The organism is Streptomyces sp. SID13031 (assembly GCF_010548305.1).
Taxonomy (GTDB): Bacteria; Actinomycetota; Actinomycetes; order Propionibacteriales; family Kribbellaceae; genus Kribbella.
On the sequence record NZ_JAAGLV010000005.1, the window covers coordinates 299725 to 317018 of the forward strand.

Annotated in this window: 16 protein-coding genes and 1 pseudogene; 9 read left to right on the forward strand and 8 right to left on the reverse strand. The window is 68.0% G+C overall.

The genetic code is table 11. The features are described from left to right. The first annotated feature begins 21 nt into the window (after positions 1-21). Positions 22-543: a hemerythrin domain-containing protein gene (locus G3I17_RS13285; RefSeq protein WP_203590118.1), complete on the forward strand. Its 522-nt coding sequence runs from the start codon at positions 22-24 to the stop codon at positions 541-543. Positions 544-736: 193 nt separating this feature from the next. Then, entirely contained in the window at positions 737-1972 is a 1236-nt protein-coding gene (locus G3I17_RS13290; protein ID WP_164596294.1) for an MFS transporter, read from the forward strand. On the opposite strand, the gene G3I17_RS13295 is transcribed toward G3I17_RS13290, so the two are convergent. The 5 genes and pseudogenes from G3I17_RS13295 to G3I17_RS13315 all read right to left on the reverse strand — a co-directional run. Next, the gene (locus G3I17_RS13295) at positions 1962-2705 is read right to left on the reverse strand and encodes an MBL fold metallo-hydrolase (protein ID WP_343238288.1); all 744 of its coding nucleotides are present in this window, start codon (positions 2703-2705) and stop codon (positions 1962-1964) included. The genes G3I17_RS13290 and G3I17_RS13295 overlap by 11 nt on opposite strands. Further along, complete coding sequence (locus G3I17_RS13300) at positions 2702-3094, reverse strand: YccF domain-containing protein (RefSeq protein WP_164596295.1); 393 nt, start codon at positions 3092-3094, stop codon at positions 2702-2704. Before G3I17_RS13300 ends, G3I17_RS13295 begins: the two co-directional genes overlap by 4 nt. Continuing rightward, a complete protein-coding gene (locus G3I17_RS13305; RefSeq protein ID WP_164596296.1) occupies positions 3091-3954 on the reverse strand; it encodes an alpha/beta fold hydrolase in 864 nt (287 codons plus the stop codon). Before G3I17_RS13305 ends, G3I17_RS13300 begins: the two co-directional genes overlap by 4 nt. 4 nt (positions 3955-3958) lie before the next feature. After that, positions 3959-5113, reverse strand: coding sequence for a saccharopine dehydrogenase NADP-binding domain-containing protein (locus G3I17_RS13310; RefSeq protein WP_164596297.1), 1155 nt, complete (start codon positions 5111-5113; stop codon positions 3959-3961). Then, positions 5110-5997, reverse strand: a pseudogene (locus G3I17_RS13315) (SDR family oxidoreductase); the annotation flags it as partial. The gene G3I17_RS13310 and the pseudogene G3I17_RS13315, both read right to left, overlap by 4 nt. Before the next feature lie 69 nt (positions 5998-6066). On the opposite strand from G3I17_RS13315, the gene G3I17_RS13320 reads away from it, so the two are divergent. Then, positions 6067-6669, forward strand: a complete 603-nt coding sequence (locus G3I17_RS13320; protein WP_164596299.1) for a TetR/AcrR family transcriptional regulator — start codon at positions 6067-6069, stop codon at positions 6667-6669. Between the two features lie 1167 nt (positions 6670-7836). Here the strand turns inward: G3I17_RS13320 and G3I17_RS13325 are convergent. After that, positions 7837-8316 carry a MarR family transcriptional regulator gene (locus tag G3I17_RS13325; RefSeq protein WP_343238289.1) on the reverse strand — a complete coding sequence of 160 codons (480 nt, stop codon included), beginning with the start codon at positions 8314-8316 and terminating at the stop codon, positions 7837-7839. 84 nt (positions 8317-8400) lie between these two features. On the opposite strand from G3I17_RS13325, the gene G3I17_RS13330 reads away from it, so the two are divergent. The 4 genes from G3I17_RS13330 to G3I17_RS13345 all read left to right on the forward strand — a co-directional run bounded on the left by G3I17_RS13330 (position 8401) and on the right by G3I17_RS13345 (position 13164). Further along, on the forward strand, positions 8401-8868 hold the full coding sequence (locus G3I17_RS13330) for a DUF2269 family protein (protein ID WP_164596300.1): 468 nt from the start codon (positions 8401-8403) through the stop codon (positions 8866-8868). 20 nt (positions 8869-8888) lie between these two features. Next, the gene (gene xth / locus G3I17_RS13335; RefSeq protein WP_164596301.1) at positions 8889-9692 is read left to right on the forward strand and encodes an exodeoxyribonuclease III; all 804 of its coding nucleotides are present in this window, start codon (positions 8889-8891) and stop codon (positions 9690-9692) included. Between the two features lie 76 nt (positions 9693-9768). After that, positions 9769-11841, forward strand: coding sequence for a S9 family peptidase (locus G3I17_RS13340; protein WP_164596302.1), 2073 nt, complete (start codon positions 9769-9771; stop codon positions 11839-11841). 363 nt (positions 11842-12204) lie between these two features. Then, entirely contained in the window at positions 12205-13164 is a 960-nt protein-coding gene (locus G3I17_RS13345) for a sigma-70 family RNA polymerase sigma factor (protein ID WP_164596303.1), read from the forward strand. Between the two features lie 77 nt (positions 13165-13241). On the opposite strand, the gene G3I17_RS13350 is transcribed toward G3I17_RS13345, so the two are convergent. Next, positions 13242-13859 carry an SLATT domain-containing protein gene (locus tag G3I17_RS13350; protein WP_164596304.1) on the reverse strand — a complete coding sequence of 206 codons (618 nt, stop codon included), beginning with the start codon at positions 13857-13859 and terminating at the stop codon, positions 13242-13244. A 126-nt stretch (positions 13860-13985) separates the two neighbouring features. Between G3I17_RS13350 and G3I17_RS13355 the strand changes: the two genes are divergently transcribed. Both G3I17_RS13355 and G3I17_RS13360 read left to right on the forward strand, forming a co-directional pair. Beyond that, complete coding sequence (locus G3I17_RS13355; RefSeq protein ID WP_164596305.1) at positions 13986-15083, forward strand: hypothetical protein; 1098 nt, start codon at positions 13986-13988, stop codon at positions 15081-15083. Further along, positions 15076-16533: a metallophosphoesterase gene (locus G3I17_RS13360; RefSeq protein WP_164596306.1), complete on the forward strand. Its 1458-nt coding sequence runs from the start codon at positions 15076-15078 to the stop codon at positions 16531-16533. Before G3I17_RS13355 ends, G3I17_RS13360 begins: the two co-directional genes overlap by 8 nt. Here the strand turns inward: G3I17_RS13360 and G3I17_RS13365 are convergent. Then, positions 16525-17250, reverse strand: a complete 726-nt coding sequence (locus G3I17_RS13365; RefSeq protein ID WP_164596307.1) for an HAD family hydrolase — start codon at positions 17248-17250, stop codon at positions 16525-16527. The genes G3I17_RS13360 and G3I17_RS13365 overlap by 9 nt on opposite strands. Positions 17251-17294: the final 44 nt, after the last annotated feature.

A 17294-nucleotide genomic window follows, 5' to 3' on the forward strand; every position in this document is an offset into this window, starting at 1 on the left:
GGCCGGACATGGAGGACGGAAATGCCGAAGATCCTGCAGCAGACCGGTGGTGACGTGGTCCAGGTGATCCTGGCCGACCACCGCTGGTTCGAGGAGGCTTTGCGTGAGCTTCGCGACGTCGAGGCCGACCGCGCCGCTGTGCTCGCGGATCTGGCGACCGTGCTGATCGCCCACGCGGAGGCCGAGGAGTCGAAGGTCTACCCGGCGTTGAACAAGCGGGACGCGATCGACGACGACGAGGTGGAGCACTCCGAGCACGAGCACGCCGAGGGCAACGAGGCGCTGCTCGCGTTGATGGAGGTCGAGGACACCGCGAGCGAGGAGTTCAGCGAGAAGACGCACGAGCTGTCCGAGGCGCTCACGCACCACCTCGACGAAGAGGAACGCGACGTTCTCAACCCCGCGAAGACCGATGTCGGCGAGGACGTCCGCGCCAAGCTCGGCGAGGTCTTCGCAGCCGAGCGTGCCCGGCTGATCGAGAACGGCTGCGGCTCGATCGAGAGCGTCCGCAAACTGGTCGAGGCCGCCAAACAAAAGAATTGACCGCGCCCCTGAACTGATCGGCCGGGCCAGCTGGCCGGGACCGGTCGGCCGCCCACCGCCGGCTCGGCGGGGTCCTGCGGTGGAGCCTGCGGCCTTGAGCACGGGCCAGTCGCCAGAATCGGCGTCAGCGCGACTGGCCCGTGCCCAAGGGTGCGGGATCCGGCCTGGACTGGACCACAACTAGGGTTCGGGGATGGGCCGCCGCTTCCCGTTGCTGCAATACCCCGGCTATGTGCGGTTCTGGACGGCGGACGCGATCTCGGTCGCGGGGTCCTCCTTCACGATGCTCGCCATCCCGTTCATCGCGGAGAAGACCCTGGACGTGAGCGTCACCGAGCTGGGGATCCTTCGCGGGGCCGGCTGGCTGCCTTATCTGCTGTTCGGCCTGCTCGCCGGTGTCTACGTCGACCGGCACCGCCGTCAGCCCATCCTGATCGGCGCCGACCTCGCCCGGGCGATCATCCTCGCCGTGGTCCCGATCGCGGCCGCGTTCGACGCCCTGACCCTGCCGGTGCTGCTCGGCGTCGTCTTCGCCTTCGGTGCGGTGTCCATGCTGTACGACGCCGCCCACCAGTCGTTCCCGCCCGCCTTGGTGCCCAAGCCGCTGCTGACCGTGGCCTGGGCCCGGCTGGAGCAGTCCGGCGCCGTCTCCGCAACGGGCGCTCCGCCGGTGGCGGGCAGCGTGATCACGCTGCTCGGCGCGCCGCTCGCGATGCTGGTGGACGCGGTCTCGTACCTGTTCTCCGGAGTGTTGCTGGCCACCGTCCGGCCGCTCCATCCCGAAGTTGCCATTGGCAAGGATCAGCCGCGGAACCTGCGCCGGGAGATCCGCGAGGGCCTGGCCTGGGTCTACCACGGCAGCACGTTCCGGCCCTTCGCGCTGAGCTCACACCTGTGGATGTTCGCCCAGGGGATGATCACCACGCTCATGCTGGCCCTGCTCCTGGACGAGATGGACCTCAACGGCCTCCAGGTGGGCATCATCTTCGCCGCCACGGGGCTCGGCGCGGTGTTCGGATCGACCGGTTCGGAGTGGTTCGGCCGCCGGTTCGGCGTCGGGCCGGCGATCATCGCCTGCCGCTGGGTGAGCCCGATCGCCTACGCCACCGTCCCGCTGGCCGGCGACTCGGCCGGCGGCATCGTGTTGCTCTGCGCCGGCCAGTTGCTGTTCGGCCTCTCGCTCGGTCTCGACGGCCCGATCGAGATGGGCTACCGTCAATCCGCCACGCCACCGGAACTGCTCGGCCGGCTGAACGCGACGCTGCGCTCACTGAACCGCGGCATGATCGTGATCGGCGCACCACTCGGCGGCATTCTCGCCGACCGCCTCGGCATCCGCCCGGCCCTGTGGATCGGTATCGCCATCATGGTCGCCCAGGCCCTCTTGCTACAGGTGTCCCGTTTCCGCCACGCCCGAATCACAGACTGAGAACAAGCCCCTCCTCCGCGGCAATGACTTCGCCGGCGAAAACCTGCCGGGCCTCGACCACCGAGACAGTACGGTCGGAGCCCGGCCAGAAATGAGTCAACAGCAAACGGGCCGCACCGGTAGCTGCCGTCGCCGCCTCGATCGCCGTCATCACATAGCGCGGGGTGGTCTCCGGGGAAGGCCCCTGCAGGGTCGCGTCACAGATGAACAGGTCAGCCCCGACGGCCAGCGCGGCGACCTCCGGACCGGGTCCGCTGTCGCCGGTGTAGGCCACGGTCAACTCCGGCGCAATCAACCGGACACCGAGGTTGGTCACATAGTGCGGCAAGAGAGCGATCTCCAGCCGGAACGGCCCGATCTCGGTTGCCTCCGCCAGGTCTCGTACCTCGAAGACGGTTGCCGGGTCGGGTCGCGGCTCCAGCGTTCGCAGTACGTCGAGAACGCCCGGCGGGCAGTAGAGCGGGATCGGCGGGGCTTCCCGTGCGAGGTAGTAGCGCACTCGGGCGAGCGCGCTCACGTCGACGCAGTGGTCCGGGTGCTGGTGGGTCACGATCACCGCGTCGACCGCACCCTCGGGGCAGTGCTTCAGCAGTTGGGGCAACGCGGCATAGCCGAGGTCGAGCACGACCTTGAAACCGTCGTACTCGAGCAGGAAGCCTGCGCACGCACGGCCCGGTTCGGGCCACGCGCCGCAGGAGCCGAGGACGGTCAGTGATCTCGCCGGTTGACTCACCTAGCGGCGAAGGCGAGGTCGCTGGGGACGATCTCCTTGCCGAGCGGCAGTAAAGAGATCGGGATCAGCTTGAAGTTCGCCAGGCCGAGCGGGATGCCGATGATCGTGACGCACAGGGCGATTCCGGTGACCAGGTGGCCCAGCGCCAGCCACCAGCCCGCGAAGATCACCCAGATCACGTTGCCGAGCACCGAGCCGGCGCCCGCACCGGGCTTGTCGACCACGGTCCGGCCGAACGGCCAGAGCGCATAGCCGGCGATCCGGAACGACGCGATGCCGAACGGGATGGTGATGATCAGGACGCAGCAGATCAGACCCGCGACGACGTAGCCGACGGCCAGCCAGAAACCGGCCAGCACCAGCCAGATCAAGTTCAGAATCGTTCTCATACCCTCCAGCCTGCCACCCGCCGGGTGTGCTCGAGGGTCAATCGGGCCACCAGTCCGGGATCATTCCGGGGCATCCAGTGGCCACCCCTGACCACCTGCACGCTGAGGTTCGGCGCCCAGCGCGCAATATCGGTCTGCAGCGGCGTCGTCACGAACGCGTCCCCGTCCGGCGAAACAGCCAGCACCGGTACGCCGGTACGCCGCTCCTGCGGACGCAACAACCTCGGTACGACGTTCGCTCGGTAAAGGTTGAGCCCGTTGACGTAGTCCGCCACAGAGCGCTCCCCCGCGTCCGGACTCGTCCCTTCGGCGCTGCGCTCGAGCCGCCCGAAGACCCGATGCGCCCAGCCTTTCCGCCAGCCGCGTTCGGGCAGCCACGGAAGCTGGAAATAGAAGACGTACCAGGAGTGCACCAGCTGCTTGAGACCGTCACGCGACAGCCCGCGTCGCCGGAGGAAGTAGCCCGCGTGATCCAGCGACGGCCCGGAGATCGACACGAACGACGCGATCCGTCCTTGCAGCCGCTCGCTCGTGACGAAGTGCCAGGCCTGGATCGATCCCCAGTCGTGCGCCAGCAGCTGGATCGGCTGGTCAGGCGAGACCGCGTCAAGCACCGCGAGGAAGTCCTCCTCGAGCCGCTCCAACTTGTACTCCGCCCGCTTGCGCGGGTGGTCCGACTCCCCCGCGCCGCGGACGTCGTACGTGATGACCCGGAAGTGCTCGGTCAACCGCGTGGCGACCGGCTCCCAGAGCGAGGCGTTGTCCGGGTAGCCGTGGACCGCGATCAGCACGGGCGCGGTCGGTTCGCCGTACTCGTAGACGGCGATCCGCGTACCGTCAGCGCTGGTCACCCGGCGCATCGGCTCAGTACTCCTCGATGTCGAGGAGCTCGAATTTGATGCCTGCAGCAACCAATCGCCGGCGCAGCGCGGGACCCATCGCGGACGCCGTGGTGACCTGCCCGGAGGTCTCGGGAAGCGTGTCGAGTGCCAGCGAGAGCGCGCACTCGCTCAGCATCTTGGCGGTCTCGTCGTAGCCCGGGTCGCCGCCGGAGACCTCGGTGACGACCCGTTTGCCACCGCCCTCACCGACGAAGCGAGCCTTGAACCAGGACTTCGCCCGGCGCTCCTCGCTCGGTCCCTCACCCGTTTTGATCCTGCTCAGCAGCGCCTTCCTGGCGGGCGGGATCTGCGCGGCGACCGCCAGCAGGCCCAGGCCGGCGATGCCTCCCGCGACCACGGGCAACTGCTTCACCGCGGCGTAGTGGGAGTAGCGGAAGTCCGGGCCGTACTCGTCGAGCAGGACCGCCGAGTTCGCCACGATCTGCGGGTCGACGGTCGGCAGCGGCACGGCCCAGAAGCCCTGGCTGCGGTGGATCTTGCCCGTCACGACCTTCACCGAGCGATCCTTCGGGCGCGGCTGGGCCCGGCGACGGGCACGGTGAGCGTCGAGGTTCTGCTTGCCGCGGGAGAGCGCGGTGATCGCGGTGTGCAGCGTGCCGCCGGATGGTTTGCCGCCGGCCCGGATGAGGCCGTCGACCTTCAGCGGGACGTTCTTCGGCAACTGCTCGACGGTGTACTGCACGCCCAGGTCGTACGGGATCGAGTCGAAGCCACAGCAGTGGATGATCCGCGCGCCGGTCTCGATCGCCTTCGCGTTGTAGGCGACGTACATCCGGTCTACGAACTCCGGCTCGCCGGTCAGGTCGAGATAGTCGGTGCCCGCTTCCGCGCACGCGGCCACCAGCGGCTCGCCGTACCGGACGTACGGGCCGACCGTGGTGACGACGATCCGGGTGGATTCGGCGACGGCCTTCAGCGAGGCGGCGTCCTCGACGTCGGCGATGAGCAGGTCAACCTCGACGCCGAGCTTGGATCGGACGGCCTCCAGTTTGGCGCGATTGCGGCCGGCCAGTGCCCAGCGGAGCTCCGGCGGCGCGTTCTTCGCGAGGTACTGCGCGGTGAGCGCTCCCGTGAATCCGGTCGCGCCGAAGACGACCACGTCATACTCGCGACTCATCGGTTGGACGCCTTATCGGCGTCAGCCTTGCCACCCGCGCCGGAAGCGCGGGACGAGGCGGCGGCGCCACGGGCCTCGATATCGGCCAGCGCGGCGCGGTCGGCCTTCGGGACGTTGAAGCGCGCGCCGAACTCGATCACGTGCGGGAAGACCCAGCGGAAGATCTTCAGCACGCCGATCCAGCCGGGAACGTGGACGACGCGAGAGCGCTTCCTGATCCCCTGGGCGAACTTGTCCACCGCGAACTCGAGCGGATATGTCTTGCCGACCAACGGGATGCCGGTACGGACCTTGCCGAACACCGGATGCTCGTCGACGCCGCGAACCATGTCGGTGTCGACGAAGGTCATGTGCGCGACGCCGACGTCCACGCCGAGGTGCTTCAACTCGGCGCGGAGGCTGTCGCCCATCGCTTCGACGCCGGCCTTCGCGACGTTGTAGGCCGCCAGACCGGGGATGTGCACGATGGCGGCCAGCGACGACACCAGCAGCAGGTAGCCCTTGCTCTCCAGCAGGTGCGGCAGGGTCAGGCGCACGGTCCGCCAGACGCCGTACAGGTCGACGTCGAGAACGCGCTCCCACACGGCAGGGTCCATGCTGCGGGTGAAGCCCGGCGCCGCGATGCCCGCGTTGGCCACGACGACGTCGATGCGACCGTAGCGCTCGGCGATCGCCTCTACCGCGGTCCGGAGCGAGTCGATGTCCGTGACGTCGGCCTCCCACCACCCGGCATCCGGGCCGCAGTCCTCGGCGACCTTCTTCAGCTCATCGGGTTCCAGACCCACCAGCGCCAGCGTGTCGCCCTCGCCCGCCAGCCGGCGAGCGACGGCCGCGCCGATCCCACGGGACGCGCCGGTGATGAGTACGACCTTGCCAGCCATCGTGACCTCCGACTGTTGAGTGGATACTCAACAGTAAGTGCTTGTTGACCGATTACTCAATACACTGGCCCCGTGAGCCACACCTCGTCGTCCGCCCGGCTGCAGCCCGAGGAGCGCCGGACCCAGATCCTCGACGCCGCCCGCCGCGTCCTCGAGGCCGACCCGCACCGCGAACTGAGCGTCGAGCTCGTCGCCGCCGAAGCGGGCGTCTCCCCCGCACTGCTGTTCCACTACTTCGGCTCCAAGAAGAAGTTCCAGTACGCCGTGATCGAGGCAGCCGCCGCCGAGGTGATGCTCCGAACCGCCCCCGACCTCTCCCTGCCACCGGCCGAGCAACTCCGCAGCGGGATCCGCGCCTTCGTCCGAGCGGTCCTCGAAGCCCCCCAGCTCTACCGAGCCACCTTGCTGATGTCAGCAGCCGGCGACCCCGCAATCCGGGCCCTGCACTCCGAGTTGCGACAACTCTTCAGCCAATGGGTCATCAACGCGGTCGCCCAGCGCGGCATCCCCGTCACCCCCACAGTCGAACTCGCCTGCCACGGCTGGCAGGGCTACGTCGAGCAAACCCTGCTCACCTGGATCTCCAATCCGACGGTTTCACCGGAGGAGCTGGAACACCTTTGCGAGCGCTCGCTCGACGCGATCCTCGGCACGGCTCGCCCGAACGCCTCCTGAGGGGTGCCTGGGTGGCCGACTGACGGAGAGGCGTCGGGTGGTTGCGGGGTGCTGTCGCCAAGGGGCTGTGGATTCGTGGTGCTGTCGCGAAGGGTGCTGTGGATTCGGGGTGCTGTGCCAAGGGTGCTGTGGATTGCGTCGCCGGGCTGCGAAATGGTCCTAGTCGCGGCGATGCGCGTCAAGAGCGCTGCGCGTCCCTTCGGGATCGAACAAGTTCGACTCTTGACACCCACCACCACGACCAGGCAAAGACGCAGCTATCCCGGAGCCGCTGGAAAGACTGACCACAATGGATGAGTCACCACCATCCCAAGGCCGGCCACCATCCGGGCACCATAGGCACCCAAGATTCCACCCGGCGAGGCACCATCCGAGTGCCCCCTGACGCCCCCGCCCCGCCGCACCGCGCCCGGGCGGCGTGCGGGCGGGCCCGGCGACCCCGATTCCTCAGCCACTAGCGCGTTATCCGACCACTAGCGCCCTACAAGACGCTAGCGGTACAACAACCCGCCAGCCGACCCCCACCAACACGAACCCAGCCCCCAAAACCGCCCAAAACAGCACCATCACCGACAGACACACCTGTCGCGTTTGGTCGAGGGGACCGACCGGGACCGGCACGCACGCACAACTCGCCGCGAGCGCCCCGACACACCGAGGTAAGCGCTTGCCTACCGGGTTAGGTGTGCACAGCAGCCCGTCGCCCCCAGCAACCCCGCGGCGGTGGAAACAAACTTGCACCTGGCGACCAAAAGTTACCCACTCAACCCCCACCCCCACCCCCGCCCGACCCCGCAACCCGGCCGACCTCACCGTCGTTTCCCCGCAACCCGGCCGGCCTGACCCAAGATGGCCCCTGGCTCACACCTCTCCGCGGGATCCACATAGCTGCGTCCTTCCCTGGTCGAGACGATGAGGGTCAAGAGTCGAACTCGTTCGATCCCGACGGGACGCGAAGCGCTCTTGACGCTCATCGTCTCGACTAGGACACTCCCGCAGCGGAGACCGCGAACCACACCCACCTCGGGACAGCACCACGAATCCACCCCAACCCCCACGCCCAGCACCACGCATCCACCCCAACCCCCACGCCCAGCACCACGCATCCACACCAGCCTCACGCCGAGCACCACGAATCCACAGTCCTCGCGTGAGCCGAGGCCGGCCCTACTTCGCCGTACCGGCCTTCAATGCCACGAGTGCTCGCAGAGCGAACCCCGCTAGCACCTCGCGATTCTCGTTGCCTATGGCATCAAGCAGGCGTTGGTCGGCGGCTCGTAGTACCGCGCGGCCGCGTTCGAGCAGTTCCTGGCCAGTCTCGGTGACCTGGAGATCGGCGGTTCGGCCGCGGCCGGGTTTGGTGAGGAGCTCCACGGCGCCGAGGTCCTGCAGTTGGCGGAGCGTCGACTGCATGCTCTGGGCCGTGATCCCGTCGCGTCGCGCCAGCTCGCTGTAGGAGAGCCCAGGCTGATGCGCCAGGTGCCCGAGCGCGGATAAGTGGCGCATCGACAGTCCCTGGGCGCGCAGTTCGGCGTCAGCCTGCTCCCGGAGCTGACGGCCCAGCATCATCAGCAGCAGCGACGGGCTCACGGCCGCACCCTCGGGTGCGCCGCCGGGTGGGCCACTGGGGGCCGGATCAGCTGTCACGAGCACATCATCGCAGGACGTGTTTCAGCTTGCCTGATACCTGAGTTACAGTCTGCCTGAAACTCAGGCCTCCAGGGAGAACGAATGAACAAGATCCTGCTCAGCGTGCACGTACTGGCCGCCATCATTTTCATCGGCCCGGTGACGGTCGCGGCGAGTATGTTCCCGCCGGTCGCACGCCGTGAACTGGCCGCCGATCAGCCGGAAACGGCGGTACTACGCGTGCTGCACCGGATCAGCAACATCTACGCGATCGGCGGGATCGCCGTGCCTGTCTTCGGTATCGCCGTCGGTGCCGGTCTCGGGGTTCTCGGCGAGATCTGGCTGATCATCTCGATGGCGCTGACCGCCGTCGCGGCCGGAGTACTCGTGGTCGCGGTACTGCCGCTGCAGGCCGAGGTGATCGCCACGGCCGGGCTGGATCGAACAGCTCGCGCGGCCCTAATCCCCCGGGCGCGCAGGCTGTCGATGACGACCGGGGTCTTCGGATTGCTGTGGGCGAGCGTCACCGTGCTGATGATCGTCCGGCCCGGCTCGACGACCGGGGTGTGATCGCCAGCTAAGGTTCCGGGGTGCTGAAGGTTGCGACGGTGAACGTGAACGGGATCAGAGCGGCGTACCGGCGAGGGATGGCGGGGTGGCTCGAGGAGCACGATCCGGATCTGTTGCTGCTGCAGGAAGTCCGGGCGACGGACGAAGTACTGCGGGATCTTCTCGGTGGGGACTGGCAGATCGCGCACGCGGAGCCAGCCAGCGAGGGGCACAAGGGCCGCGCGGGCGTCGCCGTCGCGAGCCGTCGGCCGATCAAGCAGGAGAACGCCGAGATCGGGCCGGAGCGATTCAGCGGGAGTGGGCGCTGGGTCGAGGCGGACGTCGTCCTCGACGACGGCTCGACGCTGACCGCGATCAGCACTTATGTCTTCACCGGCGAGTTCGAAACACCGCCGCGGCAAGCCGAGAAGTACGCCTTCCTGGACGCCTTCACCGAGCGGTTGTCGGTACTGCGCGCTGACGGCCGGCACGTGCTGGTCTGTGGCGATCTCAACATCGCGCATCGTGAGGTCGACCTGAAGGCCTGGAAGGCGAACCGGAAGAAGAGCGGCTTTCTGCCCGAGGAGCGCGCCTGGATGGATCGTTTGTTCGAGGCCGGCTGGGTCGACCTCGGCCGGCGCTTCGGCGGCGACGGACCTGGGCCGTACTCCTGGTGGTCGTGGCGCGGAAAAGCCTTCGACAACGACGCCGGCTGGCGGATCGACTACCAGATCGCCTCCCCCGAGCTCGCGGACGCGGCGACCGGCTGCGTGATCCACCGCGCGCCGACGTACGCCGAGCGCTGGAGCGACCACGCGCCGGTCGTCGCGACGTACGAAATCTGAGCACTGGTTGCCTTTGCAGGCAGACCCTGTGGAAACCCGGGGTACGCCGGAGGGCGCTGCGGGGTAGTCTCCCGGCATGTCCGAGTTGAAGCCGCCAGTAGCCGCCCGCAAGCCGATCGAACGCAGTCACCACGGAGACGTTTTCGTCGACGACTACGAGTGGTTGCGGGACAAGACGAACGTTGAGGTGCTGGACTACCTGCGCGCCGAGAACAGCTACACCGAGGCGCGCACCGAGCACCTGGAATCGTTGCGTGAGGCAATCTTCTCGGAGATCTCGGACCGGACCCTGCAGACCGACCTGAGCGTGCCGGCCCGCAGCGGTGGCTTCTGGTACTACGCCCGCACGATCGAGGGCAAGCAGTACGCGCTGAGCTGCCGGGTGAAGGCGACCGGTGACGAGCCGCCCGCGACCGACGGCGAGATCGACGGCGAAGAGGTGCTGCTGGACGGCAACGAGCTGGCCGGCGACTCCGAGTTCTTCTCGCTCGGCACGGTCGACGTCTCCCCCGACGGCCGGCTGCTCGCGTACTCCGTCGACCTCATCGGCGACGAGCGGTTCACGCTCCGGATCAAGAACCTCGACAGCGGCGAGCTGCTGCCGGACGAGCTGCCCGACGTGCACTACGGCTCCGCCTGGTCCACCGACGGCACGACCATTTTCTACACGAAGGTCGACGACGCCTGGCGGCCGCACCAGGTCTGGCGGCACTCCCTCGGCCAGACCGAGGACGTCCTGGTGATGGAGGAGCCGGACGAGCGCTTCTGGGTCGGCGTCGACCTGACCCGCAACGAGCAGGCCATCCAGATCTCCCTCGGCAGCAAGCTCACCAGCGAGGCCTGGCTGCTCGACGCCGCCGACCCGACCGGCGAGCTCGTTCTGGTGGCGCGGCGGCGGGAGGGCGTCGAATACGACGTCGAGCATGCGGGCGACCAGCTCCTGATCGTGCACAACGCCGACGCGTCCAACTTCTCGCTGGCCACGGCGCCGCTGGACTCCCCCGGTGACTGGACCACGCTGATCGAGGGCGACGAGTCGAGCCGGCTGCTCGGCGTCGACGCCTTCGCCGACCACGTCATCCTGTACCGGCGCCGCGACGCTCTCACCGAGCTGGCGATCATGCGGCGCGAGGGCGGCACCTTCGGATCGCCCGAGGCACTGACCTTCGACGAGCCGATCTACACCTTGTCGCCGAGCCGCAATGACGAGTGGCACGACACCCGGTACAGGTTCGGCTACACGTCACTGGTGACGCCTGGGACGACGTACGACGTGGACGTGGTGACGGGTGAGCGGCGACTGCTCAAGCAGCAGCCAGTGCTCGGCGGGGTCGATCTGAGCGCCTACACGCAGTACCGGGAGTGGGCGACGGCTCCGGACGGCACTCAGGTGCCGGTATCACTGGTAGCTCGCAAGGATGTCGCCAAGGACGGGAACGCGCCCGTCGTGCTGTACGGCTACGGCTCCTATGAGAGCTCGATGGATCCGTGGTTCTCGATTCCGCGGCTGTCGCTGCTGGATCGCGGTGTGGTCTTCGCGATCGCTCACGTGCGGGGCGGTGGCGAGCTCGGGCGGCATTGGTACGACGACGGCAAGATGCTGACCAAGCGGAACACGTTCACCGACTTCATCGCGGCGGCCGAGCACCTCGTCAAGAGTGGCTGGAGCCGCCCTGAGCGGATCGTGGCGCAGGGCGGCAGCGCCGGCGGCCTGCTGATGGGCGCGGTCGCCAACCTGGCACCGCAGGCGTTCGGCGGCATCGTCGCCGAGGTCCCGTTCGTCGACGCGCTGACGACCATCCTCGACCCGTCGCTGCCGCTGACCGTGATCGAGTGGGAGGAGTGGGGCAACCCGCTCGAGGACCCCGAGATCTACCAGTACATGAAGTCCTACGCGCCGTACGAGAACATCACGGCCCAGCAGTACCCGCGCATCCTCGCGATCACCAGCCTGAACGACACCCGCGTCTTCTTCGTCGAGCCGGCCAAGTGGGTGGCGAAACTGCGGGCGACGGCCAGCGGCGACGTCAACGTCCTGCTGAAGACCGAGATGGACGCCGGCCACGGCGGGCGCAGCGGCCGGTACGACGCCTGGCGCGAGGTCGCCTTCACCCTCGCCTGGGAGCTGGACACTCTCGGCCTGGCCTGACCCCGGGAAGGCTGCGAGGACTTCCAGCGTTGGAAATGTGTGAGAGCAACATGGATGTGTTGTGCAACACATCTGACGGCCCCGAATGGCTGATTCAGCAGCCATTCGAGGCTGCGCGGCAAGAAACCTGAGAACTATTCAAGGCGCTATTCCGGCCCGGAAACCCCACAGATCAAGCCGATTGTGCGCACAGCATGTGTGCGGTGCGCAGAACCGGGGCACCGAGCGTGCAGCAGGGGGTGGTTTCGGGTGCATGTGGGTGCCGGGAAATCTCAGGGAACGTTCAGGCTGTTTACACACTCATCGTGGAATCTTGAACCTCACTCGAGCGTTGCTCTCCATGTAACGACGAAGGGAGTTTCGGTGGCTCGCACGGCTCGTGTCCGTTCAACGGACGAAGGAATCGACGGTAAGGACAGCGTCGGTCTCTACCTGGAAGAGATCGCTCGCACTCCTTTGCTGACCGCGGAAGAAGAAGTCGAGCTCGCGGAGACGGTCGAGGCAGGTCTGCTCGCGGAGCAACTGCTGGCCGAGGGGCGGGTTGGACGCAAGAAGGGCGGAGCGCCCAAATATGCGACGGAGGAAGAGCTCGAGTGGCTGGCCGAAGAGGGCCAGCGCGCACAGCAGCGGTTCGTGACCGCGAACCTCCGGCTGGTGGTCTCGATCGCCCGCCGCTACGGACGGTCCCAGATGCCGCTCCTGGACCTGGTCCAGGAAGGCAACACGGGCCTGATCCGCGCGGTGGAGAAGTTCGACTACCGCAAGGGCTTCAAGTTCTCGACGTATGCGACCTGGTGGGTGCGGCAGGCCATCACCCGTGGAATCGCGCAGCAGGCCCGAGTGGTCCGGCTGCCGGTGCACGTGGTGGAGCAGCTGAACCAGATCGGGTCGGCCCGGCGCACGCTGGAGCGCAAGCTCGGCCGTGAGCCGGAGATCGCCGAGATCGCCGAAGAGCTGGACCTGACCCCGGAGCGGGTGACCGACCTGATCCGGATCGGCCGGGACCACATCAGCCTGGACAACCCGATCGACGACGAGGGCGAGACCTCGCTGGGCGACCTGATCGCGGCCGAGACCGCGCCGGGCCCCGACCAGCTGGTGGCCGACGCCTCGGACCGGTCAGGACTGTTCAGCCTGGTCGACCAGCTCGACCCCCGGTCGGCCGACGTGATCCGGCGCCGCTACGGGCTGCATGACGGCCGCCAGGCCAAGCTCGCCGACATCGGCGCCGTGCACGGCATCTCCGCCGAGCGCGTCCGCCAGATCGAACGCGAGGCCCTGGGCCGGCTCCGCCTGATGGCGGACCCGAGCCTGGCCGCCTGACAGCCACCACCAACTCCCCCACAGAACCCCCGAGCCAGCACGACGGCTCGGGGGTTCTTCAAATCTGACACCTCGGGTCAGGAAGCCTCAGTGCCCGGCCGCGGCGAGTGTGAGCCGGTCACGTCCAACTGCCCGACCAGCGAGGCGAACTCGCCTTGCCAGCTCTCGGTCTCCTGCTGGATCTGAGCCGGTACTTCGACCGCGAACGCCTGCAGCAACCCAAGGCGCATCCGTACCGACGCCTCATCGGCCCCCGCCGCGGCGACCAATGCGGCGGCGGCCCATTCGTGCTGGAACCGCAACAACGTTCCACGAAGCCGGTTCACGGTCGCCATGTCGCGCATCCACGCCGACGACAAGCCGAAGAACCGGTCGAATGCGAGGCAGACTCCGGCGGCGCCGAGCAGGAGATAACCCCAGGCGACGTCGGCGTCGGCACGCACGGCGAGTGGGTAGATCCCACCGGCCGAGGCGAGCACGATCGCCAGGGCGCGCAGCAACCGGGAAGCCCGTCGCTTCGTCCGCTTGTCCTCCAGATACCAGTCGATGGCGTCCAAGGCCTCGCCTTCGGCCAGTACGTAGAGCCGATGCAGAGCAGGTTCCGGCTCCGCCCAGTCGGCAGGCTGGACGATCGGGCTGGCCACCGGGCGAAGGTCTCGGCGTTTACGGCGGCGCGGCAGCGTCAGCTTCGTCATCACAGGGTGAACCGTGGCACGGCAGAAAGCGCCGGTCCAGTGATGGTTGCAATCGGCCTTCGCCCGGATCACGATGGTCGCCAACGCCCTACGCAATTCCTGCGGCAGGCGGTGGGGAGGAATCCGTTGACGTATGCCCCACGCGGAGGTCCGGCCGGGTCGGAAACACCGGCGGAGGCCCTCACCAACACCGCCCGGGAAGCCCGCGGCGCCTATCCGGTCGACCTGGTACCGGAGCAGGAGCCGCTGCCGACCGGTACTACCGGCGGATATCGCGGGGTGTCCTACACCCCCGAGCTGCACCTCCTCGATGCTGAGTGGTTCTTCACCCCCCGAACCAGCAGAGCGTTGGCCGAGCTGCTCGGTGACTCGGACATCTGTTTGCTTGGTTCGCCGACTGTCGCCAACGAGTTGCCTACGGGTCGATACACGCTGGTCGACCAGAGTCCGTTCGTGCTGCAGCGCTTCCCGCGAATCTCGGCGGCCGACGTCATCGCCACCACCATCGACCGCACCACCCGGGTGCCCGCCAGCGCCAGAGTGCTGCTCGACCCACCGTGGTACTGGCCGGCGCTCGCAGACTGGCTGGCCGTCGCTTTCGAAGCCCTCGGTGGTAGTGGGCGGCTCTGCCTGCCCTTGCTCGGCGAAGGCACTCGGCCGACCGCCGCCCATGACCGCCGCGCAATCCTCGCGATCCTCGCGAGCGCGGGCCGGGTGGAGGTCCTGCACGACTTCGTCGAGTACGACGTACCGCTCTTCGAGGCGCGCGCGTTGGAGGCAGCTGGGATCCAGCTCTCCGGACCGTGGCGCCGGGCGGACCTCGCCGTCGTCGAGGTCGAGCAACTGTCCGTAGTACCGGAGACTCCCCGGCCTGCGGGTCCGGCCGAGGAGTGGTCCACCTTCGTCATCGGTGCACAGGTGGTGAAGTTACGCGCCGATCCTGCGCCGAGGACCTCCGCCGGCCCCACGATCGGCACCGTGCCCGGTGTCGAGGGTCTGGTGCTCGACTCGGTCAGCAGGCGAGACCCACGATGCGCCGCGGTTGACCTGTGGACGTCACGAAACCTGGTCGGCCAGGTCAGCGACCGCCCGTTCGTTGCCCGCCTTCTGGGCGCGCTCGAAGGTCCGTCCGACGGGCTGCCCGAGCGGGTCCGCAAGGTGCTCGTCGAGGACACCGCCGACATCACGCTGTTGCTGAGGCTATTGGAGCTCCTGGATGACTGAGACCGTTGTGCTGCGCTTCCGGGACTTCGAGGCCGAGACCGTCGAGGTCCACGACGCGTTGATCGGGCAGACCGGGGCGACCTGGTGGGCGTGGTGGAAGAAGGATTCAGAAGCCGACCAGCTGGACGGGCTGCGCGCTCTCACCGGACTGGTTCCGGTGGAGGTCGGCCTGGTCAACCGGGAGCGGGACACCCGGTACGTCGCGACCTGCGGGCGGATCGTGTTCAGCCCCGACGGTGCCCGGCTGAGCAGTCCGGAGCCGAGCCGCACGCCCGAGTACTACCGCGGCGCCCAGTTTCCGGCCTGGTTTCTGCTGTCGAAGATCGAGCAGGTCGGTCCGGCGGAATGGGAACGGCGGTTCGGCAGCGTCCCGACAGGCGAGCCGACGCTGTTCCTCATCCCGGAGGAAGCCGAAGATCCTGCCCGCGCGGAGTTGTACCGCCGGTATGCGGCTAAGCCGGTCCGGCTGAAGTCGTCGGCGATCCTGCACCTCTCGGATCTGCATTTCGGCGACGACTACGCCTTCCCGTTGCTGGCGCGGGACGTGCCGACCTTGCAGCAGACGCTCGACGAAGCCATCGCCGACGGGCTGGAACAGATGGGTGTCGGCCAGGTCGGCCTGGTCGTCATCTCGGGCGACATCACCACCCAGGGCAAAGGATTCCAGGAGGCCAAGGCCTTCGTGACAGCGCTGCTCGACAAGCTCCGGCTCACGCCCGAGCAACTCGTCGTGGTGCCCGGTAACCACGACATCGAACTGGACAGCACCAAGGCGACCCGCAACTACGCCGCCGAGCAACCGTTCCGCGACTTCCTCCAGCTGATCCACAACAACGCCGATCTGGAGCTCAACCGGCTCGCCTGGTTCAGCGCCGAGGACGGCCGGGACATCTTCGTCCTCGCGCTCAACTCGGTCCGGCCCCGGGCCAAGAGCACGATGGAATACGGCTACGTCGGCCGGGACCTGTACGGGCCACTCCTGGAGCGCGCGAAGCAACTGCGAGACGAAGTCCGCAAGCCCGGCGGGCCTGCGCCGATCTCACTGGCCGTGCTGCATCATCACGTCCTGCCGACACCGCTGGTCGAGGACCCGGACGAACTGCGCCCAGTCAGCCTCACCCTGGACGCGGGCCAGCTGATCGAGGATCTGCAGCGGGCCGGCTTCGACGCGATCCTGCACGGGCACCAGCATGTGCCGTTCGTCGGGAACACGGCTCGCTCCTGGCGCCTGAAGACTGGCGACTGGGAGTTGGGCCGGCCGATCCACGTGGTCGGCGGCGGCAGCTGCGGCGTCAAGGTCGGCCGGTTGTGGAACCAGATGCGCGACAACTCGCTCGGCGTCTACACGCCGGCCGACGGCAAGCTCGACCTGCGGATGTTCCGGTTCGCGCCCGGGGTGCAGTTCGAGGATCTACTGCGGCTCTCGCTGCCGCTGGCTGGGTCAGGCTGAGCTCACCTGCCAGCTCTTGATCAGCGGGACCAGCTCGGCGAGGCGCTCGACCGTCGCCTCGGGTGCGCCCTCGAGCGGGCCGAGCTGTGCGGTGGGGATGTTGCTGTGCGGGATGTGGACAGCGCGCATGCCGACGTTCTGGGCGCCCCAGACGTCGTCGAACAGGCGGTCACCGACGAACACGCAGCTGGCTGGATCCGTCACCCCGACGGCCTTCATAGCCGCCAGGAACGCTTCCGGGTGCGGTTTCGTCCAGGGCACCTCGCTCGTGTAGACGGCGCCGTCCAGCAGCTCGAGCACGCCGTCGCGGGCGAAGATCTCCTCGTGCCGCCGGCGGGACCAGATCGTGTTCGACAGGACGCCGATCTTCAGGCCTTGCTGGCGCAGCGATGTCAGCGTCTCCACGGCGTCCGGCTCCAGCTCGGTGTGCGGGTGCCAGCGCAGGTCGTACTCCGTCAGCGCGGCCGGCGTCAGCTCCACCTCGGCGAGCAGGCAGACCTCTTCGAGCGTGCTGCTCAAGTGCTCGTCCCGCGAGCGCGCCCAGACCGAGCTCTCGGCCTTGACGAGGCGGGCCGCCAACTCGTCGGCCCGATGTTCGTCGACCAGCGCGGCGATGGAGCGCCAGACGTCGTACAGGTCGATGTCGTGCCAGGTCGCGAGGGTGCCGCCCCAGTCGAACAGGACGGCCTCGATCGGTTCACTCTTCACGTTCGTCACGGCGGATACCTTGCCAGACGGCACCGACAGATCTCGCCCGGTTT